We start from the raw sequence: 15124 nt of genomic DNA, 5'->3' as shown, positions 1-15124 counted from the left end.
ATGCGGCCGGTCAGACTTACCTTGTCGGCATTTGGCTCTTATGCAGGGCAGGAGACGATAGATTTTACCCAGATCCCCGGTGGATTATTTTTGATAGCAGGCGATACCGGAGCAGGAAAGACGACGATTTTTGACGGGATCACCTATGCGCTTTATGACAGGACAAGTGGAGGCAGCAGGGAGAGCGGGATGATGCGCAGTCAGTATGCGTCGGAAAATGAGCCGACCTATGTGGAGTTTGTCTTTTCTTATAGAGGACAGGAATATACAGTGCTCCGAAATCCGGAGTACTACCGTGCGGGCAAAAGAAAACGGGCAGACGGGCAGTCCAGGCTTGTAAAGGAGCCTGCGAAAGTAGCTTTATTTTTGCCCGGAGGAGAAGAATTCCAGGGGAAAAAAAGGGAGATCGACAAAAAAATAGAAGAGATCATAGGGATGGACGCGGAACAGTTTACACAGACGGCGATGATCGCACAGGGGGATTTCTTAAAGCTTCTTCATGCAGGATCAAAAGAGAGGAAGCAGATTTTCTCCCGCCTGTTTCAGACGACTGTATACAGAAAGATGCAGGAGGAATTAAAAGAACAGGCCAGACAGAAATTTACAGCTCTGGAAGAAGGAGAGAGAAACTGCAAAAGAGAGATGGAGCAGGTGGAATTTCCTTGTTCCGAGACAGGACGGGAGATTAGTGAAGTCTCTGAGATACAGGAGAAATGGGAGGTACTTCTTGCAGAAAAACTGCCGGATGAACAGGCGGCAGTTGATTTGCTGGAAAGAATCTGTACATGGGATAAAAAGCAAGAAGAACTAAAAAAAGAAGAGGCAGGAAAGATACAGCAGAAACGGACAGAACTGCAGATTTTTCTGCAAAAGAAAAAGGAGACAGAGCAATTGTTTGCGCAGCTGTCCGGCAAGAAAGAGGCGCTCCTTAAGCTGGAGGAAAAGAGTGCGCAGATAGAAGAATGGAAAAAGCAGGCTGCAGGCGGCGCCCGCGCAAAGAAGGTACAAGAAAAAGAAGAAATCTGGAACAAAGATGTACGGCAGCTGCAGAATTTAGAAGAGAAGATCCGGGAGAATACGATCTGGCTGAAAAGATGGAAAAAAGAAGAACAGGAACTGGGCAAGGAAGCACTGCGGCTGCGTCGGCAGTTCGATCCTCTGGAGAAAAAGCAGACAGAACAGATCGCAAGACTTTCAGATCTTCTCCCTAGATACGAAAGGATCAGGAAACTAAAAGATCAATGCAGGCAAGAGGCAGATAAAATGGAAGACTGTTTGGAAAAATGCCAGGAAAAATCGGCCTATTATGATCGAGTATATCGCCAGTTTTTTAAAGAACAGGCAGGCGTGCTGGCGGCACAGTTAAAAGAAGGCAGTCCTTGCCCTGTATGTGGTTCCCTGTCTCATCCTAAGAAGGCAGTTCTTTTCGGGAAAGCGCCCGATCAGCAACAAGTGGAACAGGCGAAAAAAGAAAGGGATCTGGCAGAGGAAAAACGACGGGAGATATATGAAGCATTTCAGGAAGTGAAAAGCCGTCTGGAAGCAGAAGAGTCGCTGCTAGGAGAAGAAAAGGACGAGGAAGCGACCAAGAACCGTCTCACAGAGTTGAAGCAGGAACAAAAAAGATGCCGGGAAGCTGTAGAACAGGCAGAGAAATCTTGGCAGCAGCTAAAAGGGCAGGGAGAGCAAAAAAAGGGAGAGACACAGGAGCAGATAAGGCTAAAAGAAGAGCTGACGATACGAGCGGCGGAAGAAGAAAGTGCGTATGAGGCAGAGTTAGAGAGACAGAAATATATATCCCGGGAAACGTACGAAGAAGAAAAGAAATGGATTGTTTCCTGGGAAGAAAAGAGCAAGCATGTTCAGCAGTATGAAATGGATGTCAGGACCTATAGGGCAAAAATTGAAACTTTAGAAGAACAATTAAAGGGCGAAGAAAGGGTCGATGTGACAGAACAGGAGGAGGCTCTTAGGGAAACAGAGCATGCGGGCGAGCGTCTGGAGAAAGAAATGAAAAATATATATGCACGCCGAAAGAAAAATGAGAATGCGCTTGTCCGCTTGCAAGCATTATTCCTATCTTTGCAGACATTGAGAAAAGAATATGAAGTGCTGGGAAATCTAAGCCGTACTGCAAATGGTTCCCTTCTTGGAAGTGCGAAACTGGATTTTGAGACATATGTGCAGCGGCAGTTTTTCCGGCAGATCATCCAGGCAGCGAACAGGCGTCTGGCGAAGATGACGGGGAATGAATTTTTGCTTCAGTGCCGGGAATTAAAAGATCTGAAAAGTCAGGGAGAAGCAGGATTGGATCTGGATGTATACCATTTGGTAAACGATGCGGTACGGGATGTAAAATCTCTCTCCGGCGGTGAATCTTTTCTTGCGGCACTTGCGATGGCGTTGGGACTTGCGGATATTGTACAGCATACAGCAGGGGCAGTTACACTGGATACTATGTTTGTGGATGAAGGATTTGGTTCTCTGGATGAGGAAGCGAGAGGGCGTGCCGTGCAGATATTAAAAGAACTGGCAGGCGAAAGAGGCGTTGTGGGAATCATTTCGCATGTCAGTGAACTGAAAGAACAGATCGAATGGAAGCTGGAAATAAGAAAAGATGAAACAGGCAGCCATGCCTCTTGGAATGTGTGACAGACTGAAAAGTCTAAAATGCGGACGAATTTTCGACACAAAAATTTCATAAAATTTTAGAAAGCATTTCTTGACATTAGGGTAAAAACAGAGGAAAATATTCTTCATGACACAAGGCTTTGCCCCGTTTGAAAGAGCATAGGTATATGTGTTATATGCGCTTGCGGACAGTGGGAAGACCGAATGCAAATTTTATACGGAAATTAAGGATGGATGAAAATGAAAGAAAAATTGATACGGTTTATGCAAGGAAGGTATGGCGTAGATTCTTTTTCTAGGTTTCTGCTTATAGCAGGACTTGTTGTTGTATTTGTGTCCGCTGTTTTTGCAGACGGAGCGGCAGGCGGCGTATTGTATATTCTGGGATGGGTATTGGTAATCTACTGCTATTTCCGGATATTCTCCAGAAATGTCACGAAACGCTATGGGGAGAATCAGATGTTTTTGGCGAAGACGGCAAAGATTCGTAATTTTTTCAGAGGACAGAAGAATATATGGAAACAGAGAAAAATATATCATATTTATAAGTGTCCGAATTGTAAGCAGAAGATCCGTATTCCAAAAGGAAAGGGAAAGATCGAGATACGCTGTCCGAAATGTAATACCACATTTATTAAGAACAGCTAAAAAGTGTACTTGAGATGAGAGGGAGAAAAAATGAGAGATCCATATAGTGTTTTGGGCATAGCCAGGGATGCCTCTGATGAAGAAGTGAAGAAGGCATACCGCAGGCTGAGCCGGCAATACCATCCGGATGCAAATATCCATAATCCGTTAAAAGATGAGGCGGAAGCGAAATTTAAGGAAGTACAGCAGGCATACCAGCAGATCATGGATGAGCGGGAGCGTGGGTACTCTTCCGCAGACAATGGTTATGGAACAGGCGGTTATGGAGGTTTTGGCGGATACGGAAGTTATGGAGGATTCGGCGGATACGGCGGACAAGGAGGGTTCTCCGGGCAGCAGGCCAATGAGAGTGAAGCAGATATGCATCTTCGGGCCGCTGCAAATTATATTAAAAGCGGGCATTATAAAGAAGCTTTAAACGTACTAAATGGGATTAAAGAAAAGAACGCACTTTGGTATTTTTACAGTGCGTCGGCAAATTCCGGGATTGGCAATAATGTGACTGCGATAGAACACGCCCAGGAGGCTGTGCGTTTAGAACCTGGAAATATGCAGTATCAGATGCTGCTTGACCGACTGAAAGGCGGCGGAGCATGGTACCAGCAGAGACAATCTATGTACGGATATCCCGGGTCTTTTGACAGCAGCTGCTGTGTGAAGTTGTGCATGGCAAACCTTCTTTGCAATCTATGCTGCGGAGGTGGCGGCATGTGCTGCGGAGGTTATGGGAACGGCTATGGCGGATATATATAAAAGCAGGGCAAAGCCTGCTTTTTTTATTTTTCTGGAATATGTGTACGGAAGATACCGATTCCAACAGCTCCGGGACCGGTATGGCAGCCGATACTCATGGTGAGAGGAGCGGTTTTTAATTTCATATCAGGAAAGTGCTGCTGCATTTCCTCTTTGAAATAGGTGAGTTTTTCTTTGTCCATCAGTGTGGTGGCAATTCCGGCCTGCAGCAGACCGTGTTTTTTTAAGTCTGCAAAGCGTGTATCTAAATCCTTTTGTACAGCTTTACACATTGTTTTAAATGCAGCTTTCATGCCTCTTGTTTTGGAGCAGGCGTCCAGCTTGTCTCCTTGTATAGTGAGTACAGGCTTTAAATTCAAAACAGTGCCTATTGCAGCAGCGGCAGGTGTAATACGTCCCCCTTTTTTTAAATATTCAAGAGTGTCAACGGCGATATAGATACTTGCATCCAGACTTTCCTTTTCTAAAAGCGTTTTGATCTCTTTGCCGGACGCGCCTTTTTCAGCCAAACTTTTGGCGTCATATACAGATTGTTCCTGCGTGATAGAAATTCTGTGATTATCTACAACATGTACTTTCCCATTATAAGGTTCTTCTTGAGAGAGGACAGAAGCCGTTTGGCAGGAGTTTGACAGCCCGCTTGACATAGGGATAAAGACGATCTCGTCATAAGATTCTAACAGACGATCCCACATCTGTAAGAGTTCCCCGGGAGAAGGCTGCGAGGTTGTCACAGATACCCCTTCAGAAAGTTTTTGATAGAATTGTGCCGGAGTGATATCCTGGCCCTCATAATATGTCTGTCCATCAACTAAAATAGGCATAGGAAGAACGTGGATTTCTTGTTCTATCCCTTCCATTGGCATAATTCCGCTGTTGCTGTCAGTCATAATGGCGATTTTTGACATAATGAACCTTCCTTTGATCAAAATCTTATTATTGTAAGTTACATGAGAAACAGCCTGATTTCTATATCTGTTTAATCTTATCTTACAGGTTGAATGTTATTTTAACAGGTGTTAAAATTATAGCAAAATATATATTTAATAACAAGAAACAATAATTTGAATATGTAAGCTAATTATACAGATTGGAGAATATGTAAAACAATGGAAGACAGGCGCATCAGAAAGACGAAAAAGAATTTAAAAGAGACATTGGTAGAACTTTTGGCGGAGGTTCCGTTTGAACAGATTTCGATAACGGAGTTGTGCAAGCGGGCAGATATAAGCCGTATTACCTTTTATTCCCATTACAGTGATAAATATGCGTTGGTAGATGAGATTTTTGCGGATATGACAAAAATAGGTACAGAAGATTATCATCGCAGACAGGAAGAGAATAATCCAACCCGGGATCTGGTGATAGGCTATATCAATGTGCTGGATAGCATTCTTTCCATCTATTATGATCAATTTGAATTCTTTCAGCATACCAATCCGGACAGAAATCCTTATCTTGCCTTTGCGTTTTACAATATCGTATTGGATACAGTGGAGCTTCATACGAGCAGAATTCAGAAAGTAAATCTGGAATTGAAATATTCTCCTAGAAAAATAGCGGGTTTTGTTTGTTTTGGGATTTTAGGATTTATCAATGAGTGTCATAAAGCAAATACGCCTCTTACAAAGATCAAGAAGGAAGCAAGAGCGCTCTTGGCGGATATATTAAAATCGGATGTGGTCGTAAAGAAAAAAGAAAGATAGGATATATCCATCTGCCATCCCGTAATGCCTGCCTTACAGGCAGGCTGATTCGCTCGATAAGGTATAAAAAACCTGTACTTTGTGCTGCATTTTTTCAAAATATTTTAGCGCCTTATGTTTCATATTTTTGGAACTTCCGGGAGAGCGTGACGATATATTTCTTTTAATATGGAATCATTTCTGAGATGTTTTACTTCATTTTTAGTAGGGACATATATATTTGTACGCAGTTTCTTTGGCAAAGCAATCTTCAACCTGGTTTCTGGGCAATATCGCTTCATTACAGCTGTGATCAGTCCGTTCATATCTCGAACAGTTTTAGGTGACTCCTTTGGCATAAAATAACGGCGCATAAATGTTCCGGATTGTGCTACAACTGCTCTGGTATTGGCGTACCGGGGCGGATTACATAATGTAAAAGGAGATTGCTCATATGTATTTTGGGAAATGGAGAAGATCTATTTAAAGAATTTAAGAAGATGTATGATTATAGAATGAAAAGAACTGTATTTGAGGAAGAGCAAAAAGGTGTTTTTCTTATAGAATTATAAAATATACTGTGATATGATAAATCTATAAGAAGGAGGCTATGATATGGCAAAAGCGTGGGGCAAAGTTTTTATGGCAGTTTTTTCATATTTGTATAAATACCGTCCATATATGACGGCGTGGGTTATTTGTTGCCTGGGAGTCGGAGCATGTGAAAGCATAAAACAACATGATATTGACGCATTACTTGCTTGCGTGATTGTCATGTTGGTTCCAACAGTGATTAAGAAGATATTACTTACAATAAGCAGAATCGATGGCGAAAGAAACGAATATGATGAGGAATTTTTAAGAGTTGCACCAAAAGGAAGATTTATAAACTATATTAATGAATATTTAGATAAGTAATACTATCGGGGGAATATGGAATTGATACAGTTGGAACACCTGTCATATGATGGGTGTTCTTTTTATGTAATTTCTCAAGATAAAAGACCGGTGAGATGAATGGAAAGAAGAAAATAGGCGCATATATAACGCTGGACGGCGAAAAAGAATTTCGCAGCGCAAACAGCAGGAAGCGCAAACACAGTGGATACATTAAGAAAAAAATTGAGCAGGTACAGAGTATGCCGGATGAGATGAAAAATTTATCTGATATCATAAAGAAATCGCTGTAAAAGCAGCCGAATACAGTAGAATAACTATTACGATTATCTCAAGGAAGGAATTCTGGAATGTATCTGTATAGATACGAACGGAAAAAGTACTGTTGGAAACAGTGCAGGAACAACCTGCACAGTACAGGCAGGAGATACAATGTCAGGCATAGCACAACGTTTATAGCTGTCCTAAACCGTGTTTTGTGTTGTACTTTGTGCTGCATTTTAAAATATTTTAGTGCCTTGTTTTCCATTTTTTTCTGCATTTCCGGGAGAGCGTGACGATATATTTCTTTTAATATGGAATCATTTCTGAGATGTTTTACTTCATTTTTAATGGGTACATATCAAATTGCACTGCCATTACCTCGGCAGTCTGTTTATCAGATTGCTCAGGCTCATCACAGGTAAATAATCCATAAACGTGTTTCTGTTTTTGCTTTTCCGTTTTGGAATCGATGACAGCCTTTCCACTTTTGTCAAAAATCGGCTCGTAATGACTGAACATCTGGCACCGCCAGGAACCAGATGGTAATTTTTTGCCGTTGGCATAAACATCATCTTCTTTGGTATAAAAATAAGAGCGCACAAATGTTCTGTGTTGTGCGGCTTTATCGAAGATGATACAACATTCTTGTGAGAGAACACCGCATAATCTGCGGATTGTGCTAGAACTGCTCCGGTATTGACGTACCGGGGCGGTTGACATTTAAAGTATATTTGCTATATTATACTTAACAAGGGAGCCGATAGCTGGCTGAAACCTAGCTATATCGGCAAATATGTATTACAAAACAGCGCTACACTTTGCGGGTGAAGGCGCTGTTTTTTGTTATGTTTATTGATGGTTATAACAAGGGTAATAGAAGCAACTAGCATAATAACAAAGGTAAATAAATCGCTGTATGTTACATACATAAGCACCAGCCCCTTTCTCTTCTGAGTAGGTGGCTGCATATCGCCCTATTGGTCCCCAGGGTAAATATACTATTTTGTATCGCCCCAGACGGATCCGGGGCGAGGTTTCTGTTTTATTGTAAGCCGTTAATCCTCAAACAGTTGTTGTATGCAAGCTCTTGCAACATTTTATATAATGGCTGTACATTAAATTTTTTGGGAAATTCCAGTTTGTGGGAAACATACTGAACTTCATGCGCAGTAAGGTTTGCGGTTTTGATGTATGTAAAGGTAAGTTCGCTGTCATCAAAACCAAATCCTGCTGTTTCCATTGTTACATCAACTATAGAAAAAAGGTTTATAGATTCTACACGCATTTTTGTCCCAGTAGCCCCCTGTTTGTCTGTGAAGATGATTCTCTTGTCTGTAAAAATCAGAGCGTCACGAATCAGTTTAAACCCGGTTTGAATAACTTCCCCACTCATCAGGTACATGCCATATTCCTGCTGTAATTGCTCTACAGGAACTTCACTGTAATTGTTTAGCCCGCCTTGCAAGATATTCCCTCCAGCTGCCCCCGCCGCAGACTTTGCACTGTTTAACATATCTTTCATTCCAAATGCCATACTATTCCTCCTCTTTATCTTTTGCCCGTATTAAAAACACCACTTATATAAACGCCATAGCGGTTATACCTTTTCCATGACTGCCAGATTTGGCAGAAAATAAATCACGTAATTATCTACAGTGGTATATACGCCATATTTATCACGACAGCATTCAATACACTCCTGTAAACATTCTTCAGTTACTTCCAGAAACTCCGCAATCTCATATCTGTTTTGGCACCCTGCCTTGTATGCTTTTATAATCCCAGAGATTCTTACAATGTCAGAAACTTTCATGCCTTTTTCTTCCATTAATGCTCTTAGTATTTCTGCTCTTTGTTCCATAACGAGTACCTTCTTGATTTGATATTACAATATTGCGTTATAAATTTAAATAAGAAATTGCAAAATATTGCAAAAAATATGTTGATGATTGCGCAATATCAAAGGAGAAAGGAGGAAGCCAAAAAGCTTATGAGGGCAACAGATCCGGAGATATGGGAGCTGTATGATAAAGTTTGCGGCTGGGAATATGTGAGATATAAAGAGGCGTATGAGCAGATAAACGGACATTTCGTATCGCTGGAAGAAAATGAGCAGGTAAGACAATAGGCTGAAACCGTTGTAAAGCAGACGAAAAGGAGAGATTAAAAACATTATCCGGTCAATGGGATTTTCTGTGGATATAGGCGGCGGAAGAATAGCTTTTACTCCGCTGGCAGAATATTATCAGAAATATCTGGACAGAGCCTGTATGGATATTGTATCCGGGGCGTTTGATTACAACACAGTTCTGCGGCGTGTAGTAAAGGAAATGACAGCCTCTGGGCTGCGTACAGGCGATTTGCTTCTGGGTATAGTTGTCGTACTCCTGTGGCAGTACGGCGTGCAATTATGACAGGTGTTTCTTAGCTATCGGCACAGATTAATGAGAAGATAGCAAAGGATTATTTAGGTACAGATACCTTTGAAGTTACCTGGCACGCAGGGCACAGACCTTCCCATTGGTGGAGCGGGAATGTGTATACGAAGCAAGAATTGGTTTCAGTATGCGGTTTGGGAGATGTATCCGGTCTTTGCGGTGCAAACTGCCGGCACAGTTATATGGCATTTGTGAAAGGGTATTCTGTCCGTACATATACACCGGAGCAGCTTCGGGAACTAGAGAGAAAAGAGCAGCAGACAAGATTGTATAATGGAAAAGAATATACTCCTTACCAGGCTTCACAGATGCAGAGACAAATGGAAACAAAAATGCGGAACCAGCGGGCATATGTGAAAGGACTTCAGCAGGGTGGGGCAAGTACAGATGATGTTATTGCAGCAAAAACCAGATATTTGAATACCCTTCACCAGTACCAAAATTATTCAAAGAAAATGAAACTGCCAGAGCAGATGGAACGGGTGATATGGATGGGCTTGGAAGAGTGGCATTTGGGACGACAAATTATACAAAATTTATTGCAAAAAAATCTAGTATTGCTATAATAAAAGAAAAAGAGAGCAAACTAAAGATGAACCTACAGTTTTTTTCTGAAAAGGATATAAAGAATCAGGAATCAAATTCTTTAAAACGTGCGATTAGAAAATATCAAATAAGAATTGAGGAACATGAAGCAAAGATTTCTGACCCTAAAGTATTTTATCCCGAATGGGACAATTATGATACCCGGTATCAAGAAGGTCTAAAACGCCACTGGAACAAAGAAATTCGTAATTTCAGGCAATCTATTCAAGATAGGATAGAAGAATTGAAAAGTAGAGGTGATTACCATGAGTAAATTAAGTGAAGAATCTTTAAAGTATATTATTGCCCGACTTGTTGATAATGCCAATGATGCTGTTGAAGAAAGTGAAAAAGATAAATCAGACACGTTTAATCAAGGGCGCCGTTTGGCATATTATGAAATGTTGGATATTTTAAAAAGTGAATTAGATGTCAGAGATGCCGACTTGAAAGAATTAGGATTAGATTTTGATGTAAACAAAATTGCATAGGCGTTGTTTTTGCCTATGAAAAATGTACAATGCAGTAAAAGGGAAAAAGATGCAATCCCTGAAGTATAGATGCCATTCATTCTTCGGAGTGAGTGGTATTTTTATACTCATTTTTAGGAGGTAGAATGACAAAAATCACATACACAGAAGGCGGCGTTATTTTTTCCGGGCATGCCGATAATCCTATTGTCTGTCATGCAATTTCTGCTATTAGCCAGATGGTAGCGAACTATGTGGCAGACAATAATTGGGGGAGCGTATTATTGGCAGACGGTTATTTGGAAATCAGAGACGTAAATGAAAAATACTGCGGAAATGATTTGTTTAAAGCTATGAGCAAAGCGCTTGAGGATATAGAGGAAGAATATCCTGGAAACGTAAAAATTGAATACAGATAAGAGAATAAGAGAGCTTGGAGACAGGTTCTCTTTTCATATGTCCAAAACGTGATGACGTGAAAAGCTCGGGAGCCTGTCGAGGCGAAACGGAGGTAAAGAAAGATGAGAAACAGAATGTACTTACAGCTTTTTGAAGACGGCGCAGGAGCTGGCTCTGCAGGAGGGCAGGGCAACAATGCCGGGGGTGGTAACGGTGGCCAGAACGGAAACGCCGGGAGTGCTTCCGGGGCACAAGGATCCGGAACATACACCTATGAGCAGGCGGAAGAGATTGCAAGTGCACGGGCCAGTAAAGCAGAACGCACAGCACTGGCTGATTTTTTCCGTAAACAGGGAATGACAGAGGATGAAGTAACACAGGCGATCCATGATTTTAAAACGCAGAAGGCAGCAAGGCAGCCCAATATAGATGATCTGCAAAGGGAGCTTGCAGAAGAAAAGGCTAAAAACTCTCAATATGAGAACGAGAAGATCTTAAGCAAAAAAGGGGTCAGATCGGAAGATCTGGATTATGTTATTTTTAAGGCGGCTCAGATGGTGGATGACAAGATAGATTTTGCAAAAGCAGCGGATAAATTTTTAAAAGAAAACCCACGCTTTATAGGCGGAACTGGAGGTATAGGCGGAACGTATAGAGTAAGCACAGGAGCCCAATCAAGTGGCGCTTCTGGTACAGACAATCCAAATGATAGTATTAATGCTGCGATAAGAAGAGCAGCAGGAAGGTAGGTAAAAAATGAACAAAAACAGAATGAATTTAAGACGGTTTGAAGATGATGCGGTTATCATTGACCGTACCGGGGCGGATACCCTCATCCCGGAAGAAAAAGCGAGGGAAATTATTCAGGGAGTTGTGACGCAGTCTGCAGTACTGGCGCAGGGAAGGCGTCTTCCGAACATGTCCAGCAAGACATATAAAATGCCAGTGCTTGACATGCTGCCATTGGCGTATTTCGTAAACGGGGATACAGGACAGAAACAGACGACGAAAATGATGTGGGATAAGAAATTTATCACAGCAGAGGAAATTGCTGTTATCGTGCCGATTCCAGAAGCAGTATTGGATGATTCTGATTATGATATTTGGGGAGAGGTGCGCCCAAGAGTGCAGGAAGCATTTGGAAAAGTAATTGACGGCGCAGTATTGTTTGATGTAAATAAACCGACTTCATGGAGAGATGGGATCGTGACAACTGCGACAAAGGCGACCAGTGTAGGAACGATTGGATCATCGGACGATCTCTACGATAAGATCATGGGTACAGACGGAGTAATCGCTAAGGTTGAAGAATCTGGTTTCTTTGTTTCCGGACACATGGCGGACATTACCATGAGAGCAAAATTAAGAGGATTGAAAGATACCACAGGTCAGCCTATCTTTAAGGCAGATATGCAGGGGGATACAAGATATTCTTTGGATGGTTCGCTGATGAATTTTCCGAATAATGGATCTTTTGATAAATCGAAAGCTCTTATGATCTCAGGTGATTTTTCGCAGCTGGTCTATTCGATCCGGCAGGATATTACGTTTAAGTTGTTTACAGAAGGTGTTGTTCAGAACACAGATGGATCTATAGCATACAACTTAATGCAGCAGGACATGGTGGCGCTGCGTGCTGTAATGCGTCTTGGCTGGGAGATTCCAAATCCTATTAATTCCGTGCAGTCCAATAAAACAAAACGCTGCCCATTTGCAATTTTAAAGGCGGGGGAATAAACCCCTCGCCTGCAAAGGCTGTACGCAGCGCGAGGGGCGGACTAAAAACAGCGAAGAACTAACAAGGGAGGCGAAGATATATGTATGAACCGGATTATGTATATTACCGCAGCACATATAACGGAACGATCATAGCGGACGAAGATATTTTTAAAAAATTTGTTGTAGATGCAAATTCGTACATCAATATGATTGTACGCCGCAGTGCTAATACAGAGGAGGAAGAAAATCTGTTGAAGTATTGCGTGTGCAAAGTCGCAGATTTGCTTTGCCAGGATATGGAAGTCCGAGCAGGATATAGCGGTCGTATTATAAAATCGGAAAATACAGACGGATATTCAGTCAGTTTTTCGGACGCCGGATCCGAAACAATTCAAGCGCGTATATATAATACAATCCGCCGCTACCTTGCGGGAACACGCTTAGTGTATCAGGGGGTGGGATGCTGTGCTGACAAATGCTGCCATTACAATTTTTAATCAATTTGCGGATATGGAAACTAGAAAAATGGTATATATCCCACACTATATCGAGGCTGTCTGGCTTCATACGGACCAGGAAACAGCCAGTGTTGATGGCGGTCTGGTAAGTGCGGATAAATACCTAATAAGAATACCCTATGCATATTGCAAGGCGTGGCTTCGTCCTTCTGACCTTATGGATCTGGCGGAGCCGGGAGAAAAGTGGACTGTACAAAACGATGATTTTTTCAATGTAGGGAAATGGTCTGGTGCGGAGAAAGTAAGCGGGATAGCGGAAATAAAGAAAGGCTTTTCTGGTGAAGTCGGAAAGGTGTTGAGCCATTCTGAAAACTTTTTGCTTAATGTGAAAATGAGTCAAATGTAAAAAATACCCCCGGGGCAATCCCAGGGGAAAGAATATTGTATCATCTTCCTCATTTTTTCGTGTTGCATAGCTGCCCTAAACCGTGTTTTTTAGGCTATGTATCTGAAAATTAGAACCAGCATGAGAACTGCGTAAACCCGCATATTTGCAGGGGGAATCAAAAAAACCTGTAATCCATAGGACTACAGGTTTTATGCGGAAGAAGAGACTTGAACTCTCACAGGATTAACTCCCACTAGAACCTGAATCTAGCGCGTCTGCCATTCCGCCACTTCCGCCGACAAAATATATCCTATCACAATAGGGCAATTTTGTAAACCCCTAAATTCAATTTTTTATCACGTTTTTTATCAGGAATTTTTTGGGGGAAGTTTGTTATTTTTAGCAGCAAAAATCATAGTATCTGACACTGTATGGAGGAAGGAGACATTGTCCTTCCAGAGTTCCTGCTGCTCCAGTTATAAGTTCATGGTAATTTCCGGACACTCTGTTGTCGTATGCTGTGTAAGGATGTTCTGAAGCATTAATGGCAACGAGAAGTCTTTCATTTTCTGTTCTGCGCTCGAATATAAGCTGGTGATTGGTAATGAGTATGTTTTCATATCCGCCGCTGCAAAGTGCAGGACTATTTTTGCGGATGTGGATCAGCGTACGGATGAAATCTGTTAATTCATTGGCATTAGGAGCAGAAAAACAAGGACGCAGGGCATGATCACTGCCTGGTGCTTTTTCTCCTTCTTCTCCCCATTCACTTCCATAGTAAATGCAGGGAATGCCAGGCATTCCAAAAAGGAGGCCGTATGCAAGGGGGAGATGTTTCTTATTTGTCAAAATACTGGCGATACGGGTAACATCATGATTGTCTACAAAATTCATCAAGTGTTTTCCTCGATAGAGACACCACGGTTCTTTCCCATATTGACGATTTAAAGAATGAGCGATCTCAAATAGATTCATACAGTTAAAACTGGAATAGATACCTTTATAACATTCGTAATTTGTACAGCTGTGCAGCATTTCGTCATTTACAATAATATTATAATCACCAAAGAGTACTTCTCCGATCAAAGCAAAGCCCGGCTTTATTTCTTCGCAGTATCTGCGCAGACTTTTCATGAAATCGTGATCTAGGCTATAAGCCACATCCAGGCGCAGTCCGTCGATGTCAAATTCCTGGATCCAGAATTTTACACAATCTAACAGATAGTTTTTCACTTCCGGATTTTGTAAATTCAGTTTTACCAGTTCAAAATGTCCTTCCCATCCCTCATACCAAAAACCGTCGTCATATCCGCTGTTCCCGTCGAAATTGATGTAAAACCAGTCTTTATAGGGAGAATCCAACTTCTTTTCCTGTACGTCTGAAAAAGCCCAGAAGCCTCTTCCTACGTGGTTGAAAACCCCATCCAATATAATTTTTATATGGTGTTCATGCAAAATTTTGCAAATTTTTTTGAAATCATCGTTGGTGCCCAGGCGGCAGTCGATTTTTTTGAAATCTCTTGTGTCATAGCCGTGATTGTCAGATTCAAAAACCGGATTTAAAATAATGGAACCAATTCCAAGCTGTTCTAAATATTCGCTCCAATCTCCAATCTTTTGGATACGTGGTACACAGAGCCCGTCATTGTGTATCGGGGCGCCGCAAAAACCAATTGGATATATCTGATAGAAAGTTTCGTTATAAGCCCACATAATTCGTACCTGCCTTTTTACTTGTTTTCATAATTATAGCATAAGTGCGCAGAAGAAAGTGGATTTTCTGTTTTGA

21 protein-coding genes and 1 tRNA gene are annotated in these 15124 nt (G+C 41.7%); 16 read left to right on the top strand and 6 right to left on the bottom strand.

What is annotated here, in order from left to right:
* From WKT01_RS10070 to WKT01_RS10060, 3 genes are all read left to right on the top strand, one after another.
* Complete coding sequence (locus WKT01_RS10070; RefSeq protein ID WP_117974911.1) at positions 1–2652, top strand: AAA family ATPase; 2652 nt, start codon at positions 1–3, stop codon at positions 2650–2652.
* 219 nt (positions 2653–2871) lie between these two features.
* Positions 2872–3279, top strand: coding sequence for a hypothetical protein (locus tag WKT01_RS10065; protein ID WP_059066714.1), 408 nt, complete (start codon positions 2872–2874; stop codon positions 3277–3279).
* Between the two features lie 30 nt (positions 3280–3309).
* Entirely contained in the window at positions 3310–4032 is a 723-nt protein-coding gene (locus tag WKT01_RS10060) for a J domain-containing protein (RefSeq protein ID WP_340312261.1), read from the top strand.
* Positions 4033–4055: 23 nt separating this feature from the next.
* On the opposite strand, the gene WKT01_RS10055 is transcribed toward WKT01_RS10060, so the two are convergent.
* Complete coding sequence (locus WKT01_RS10055; protein ID WP_059066716.1) at positions 4056–4940, bottom strand: DegV family protein; 885 nt, start codon at positions 4938–4940, stop codon at positions 4056–4058.
* 201 nt (positions 4941–5141) lie between these two features.
* On the opposite strand from WKT01_RS10055, the gene WKT01_RS10050 reads away from it, so the two are divergent.
* From WKT01_RS10050 to WKT01_RS10040, 3 genes are all read left to right on the top strand, one after another.
* The gene (locus tag WKT01_RS10050) at positions 5142–5738 is read left to right on the top strand and encodes a TetR/AcrR family transcriptional regulator (RefSeq protein ID WP_340312258.1); all 597 of its coding nucleotides are present in this window, start codon (positions 5142–5144) and stop codon (positions 5736–5738) included.
* A gap of 594 nt (positions 5739–6332) precedes the next feature.
* Positions 6333–6635 (top strand): hypothetical protein, encoded by a 303-nt coding sequence (locus WKT01_RS10045; RefSeq protein WP_340312256.1) that lies wholly within the window; start codon positions 6333–6335, stop codon positions 6633–6635.
* Between the two features lie 95 nt (positions 6636–6730).
* A complete protein-coding gene (locus tag WKT01_RS10040) occupies positions 6731–6907 on the top strand; it encodes a hypothetical protein (RefSeq protein ID WP_340312255.1) in 177 nt (58 codons plus the stop codon).
* A 304-nt stretch (positions 6908–7211) separates the two neighbouring features.
* On the opposite strand, the gene WKT01_RS10035 is transcribed toward WKT01_RS10040, so the two are convergent.
* From WKT01_RS10035 to WKT01_RS10025, 3 genes are all read right to left on the bottom strand, one after another.
* Entirely contained in the window at positions 7212–7397 is a 186-nt protein-coding gene (locus WKT01_RS10035) for a hypothetical protein (RefSeq protein WP_340312254.1), read from the bottom strand.
* A 523-nt stretch (positions 7398–7920) separates the two neighbouring features.
* Complete coding sequence (locus WKT01_RS10030; RefSeq protein WP_117974919.1) at positions 7921–8412, bottom strand: PH domain-containing protein; 492 nt, start codon at positions 8410–8412, stop codon at positions 7921–7923.
* A 63-nt stretch (positions 8413–8475) separates the two neighbouring features.
* Positions 8476–8739 (bottom strand): hypothetical protein, encoded by a 264-nt coding sequence (locus WKT01_RS10025; protein WP_059066720.1) that lies wholly within the window; start codon positions 8737–8739, stop codon positions 8476–8478.
* 129 nt (positions 8740–8868) lie between these two features.
* On the opposite strand from WKT01_RS10025, the gene WKT01_RS10020 reads away from it, so the two are divergent.
* The 10 genes from WKT01_RS10020 to WKT01_RS09975 all read left to right on the top strand — a co-directional run bounded on the left by WKT01_RS10020 (position 8869) and on the right by WKT01_RS09975 (position 13353).
* The gene (locus WKT01_RS10020; protein ID WP_340312252.1) at positions 8869–9006 is read left to right on the top strand and encodes a hypothetical protein; all 138 of its coding nucleotides are present in this window, start codon (positions 8869–8871) and stop codon (positions 9004–9006) included.
* A gap of 67 nt (positions 9007–9073) precedes the next feature.
* A complete protein-coding gene (locus WKT01_RS10015) occupies positions 9074–9292 on the top strand; it encodes a phage minor capsid protein (protein ID WP_340312251.1) in 219 nt (72 codons plus the stop codon).
* A gap of 26 nt (positions 9293–9318) precedes the next feature.
* The gene (locus WKT01_RS10010; protein WP_340312271.1) at positions 9319–9882 is read left to right on the top strand and encodes a phage minor capsid protein; all 564 of its coding nucleotides are present in this window, start codon (positions 9319–9321) and stop codon (positions 9880–9882) included.
* Entirely contained in the window at positions 9804–10175 is a 372-nt protein-coding gene (locus tag WKT01_RS10005; RefSeq protein WP_340312249.1) for a hypothetical protein, read from the top strand. The genes WKT01_RS10010 and WKT01_RS10005 overlap by 79 nt, the downstream gene beginning before the upstream one ends.
* Positions 10168–10392 carry a hypothetical protein gene (locus WKT01_RS10000; protein WP_059066723.1) on the top strand — a complete coding sequence of 75 codons (225 nt, stop codon included), beginning with the start codon at positions 10168–10170 and terminating at the stop codon, positions 10390–10392. Before WKT01_RS10005 ends, WKT01_RS10000 begins: the two co-directional genes overlap by 8 nt.
* Positions 10393–10517: 125 nt before the next feature.
* Positions 10518–10790: a ribosomal-processing cysteine protease Prp gene (locus WKT01_RS09995; protein ID WP_059066724.1), complete on the top strand. Its 273-nt coding sequence runs from the start codon at positions 10518–10520 to the stop codon at positions 10788–10790.
* A 102-nt stretch (positions 10791–10892) separates the two neighbouring features.
* Positions 10893–11519: a hypothetical protein gene (locus WKT01_RS09990; RefSeq protein WP_340312248.1), complete on the top strand. Its 627-nt coding sequence runs from the start codon at positions 10893–10895 to the stop codon at positions 11517–11519.
* A 7-nt stretch (positions 11520–11526) separates the two neighbouring features.
* The gene (locus WKT01_RS09985; protein WP_340312247.1) at positions 11527–12507 is read left to right on the top strand and encodes a phage major capsid protein; all 981 of its coding nucleotides are present in this window, start codon (positions 11527–11529) and stop codon (positions 12505–12507) included.
* 80 nt (positions 12508–12587) lie between these two features.
* Entirely contained in the window at positions 12588–12986 is a 399-nt protein-coding gene (locus tag WKT01_RS09980) for a hypothetical protein (protein ID WP_340312245.1), read from the top strand.
* A complete protein-coding gene (locus tag WKT01_RS09975) occupies positions 12955–13353 on the top strand; it encodes a DUF6751 family protein (RefSeq protein ID WP_059066728.1) in 399 nt (132 codons plus the stop codon). Before WKT01_RS09980 ends, WKT01_RS09975 begins: the two co-directional genes overlap by 32 nt.
* 194 nt (positions 13354–13547) lie before the next feature.
* Here the strand turns inward: WKT01_RS09975 and WKT01_RS09970 are convergent.
* Together WKT01_RS09970 and WKT01_RS09965 are read right to left on the bottom strand one after the other, a co-directional pair.
* Positions 13548–13631 (bottom strand) — tRNA-Leu (locus WKT01_RS09970).
* A 103-nt stretch (positions 13632–13734) separates the two neighbouring features.
* The gene (locus WKT01_RS09965) at positions 13735–15048 is read right to left on the bottom strand and encodes an alpha-amylase family glycosyl hydrolase (protein ID WP_340312244.1); all 1314 of its coding nucleotides are present in this window, start codon (positions 15046–15048) and stop codon (positions 13735–13737) included.
* Positions 15049–15124: the final 76 nt, after the last annotated feature.

The organism is Mediterraneibacter sp. ICN-202921 (genome assembly GCF_037890075.1).
In the GTDB taxonomy this organism is placed as follows: Bacteria; Bacillota; Clostridia; order Lachnospirales; family Lachnospiraceae; genus Mediterraneibacter; species Mediterraneibacter massiliensis.
The sequence above is the reverse complement of the archived record's forward strand: the minus strand, read 5'-3'. Positions and strand labels throughout refer to the sequence as shown.

Coding starts and splice junctions, on each gene's coding strand:
- WKT01_RS10070 (WP_117974911.1), top strand. CDS start 1: ATGCGGCCGGTCAGACTTACCTTGTCGGCATTTGGCTCTTATGCAGGG.
- WKT01_RS10065 (WP_059066714.1), top strand. CDS start 2,872: ATGAAAGAAAAATTGATACGGTTTATGCAAGGAAGGTATGGCGTAGAT.
- WKT01_RS10060 (WP_340312261.1), top strand. CDS start 3,310: ATGAGAGATCCATATAGTGTTTTGGGCATAGCCAGGGATGCCTCTGAT.
- WKT01_RS10055 (WP_059066716.1), bottom strand. CDS start 4,940: ATGTCAAAAATCGCCATTATGACTGACAGCAACAGCGGAATTATGCCA.
- WKT01_RS10050 (WP_340312258.1), top strand. CDS start 5,142: ATGGAAGACAGGCGCATCAGAAAGACGAAAAAGAATTTAAAAGAGACA.
- WKT01_RS10045 (WP_340312256.1), top strand. CDS start 6,333: ATGGCAAAAGCGTGGGGCAAAGTTTTTATGGCAGTTTTTTCATATTTG.
- WKT01_RS10040 (WP_340312255.1), top strand. CDS start 6,731: ATGAATGGAAAGAAGAAAATAGGCGCATATATAACGCTGGACGGCGAA.
- WKT01_RS10035 (WP_340312254.1), bottom strand. CDS start 7,397: ATGTTCAGTCATTACGAGCCGATTTTTGACAAAAGTGGAAAGGCTGTC.
- WKT01_RS10030 (WP_117974919.1), bottom strand. CDS start 8,412: ATGGCATTTGGAATGAAAGATATGTTAAACAGTGCAAAGTCTGCGGCG.
- WKT01_RS10025 (WP_059066720.1), bottom strand. CDS start 8,739: ATGGAACAAAGAGCAGAAATACTAAGAGCATTAATGGAAGAAAAAGGC.
- WKT01_RS10020 (WP_340312252.1), top strand. CDS start 8,869: ATGAGGGCAACAGATCCGGAGATATGGGAGCTGTATGATAAAGTTTGC.
- WKT01_RS10005 (WP_340312249.1), top strand. CDS start 9,804: ATGGATGGGCTTGGAAGAGTGGCATTTGGGACGACAAATTATACAAAA.
- WKT01_RS10000 (WP_059066723.1), top strand. CDS start 10,168: ATGAGTAAATTAAGTGAAGAATCTTTAAAGTATATTATTGCCCGACTT.
- WKT01_RS09995 (WP_059066724.1), top strand. CDS start 10,518: ATGACAAAAATCACATACACAGAAGGCGGCGTTATTTTTTCCGGGCAT.
- WKT01_RS09990 (WP_340312248.1), top strand. CDS start 10,893: ATGAGAAACAGAATGTACTTACAGCTTTTTGAAGACGGCGCAGGAGCT.
- WKT01_RS09985 (WP_340312247.1), top strand. CDS start 11,527: ATGAACAAAAACAGAATGAATTTAAGACGGTTTGAAGATGATGCGGTT.
- WKT01_RS09980 (WP_340312245.1), top strand. CDS start 12,588: ATGTATGAACCGGATTATGTATATTACCGCAGCACATATAACGGAACG.
- WKT01_RS09965 (WP_340312244.1), bottom strand. CDS start 15,048: ATGTGGGCTTATAACGAAACTTTCTATCAGATATATCCAATTGGTTTT.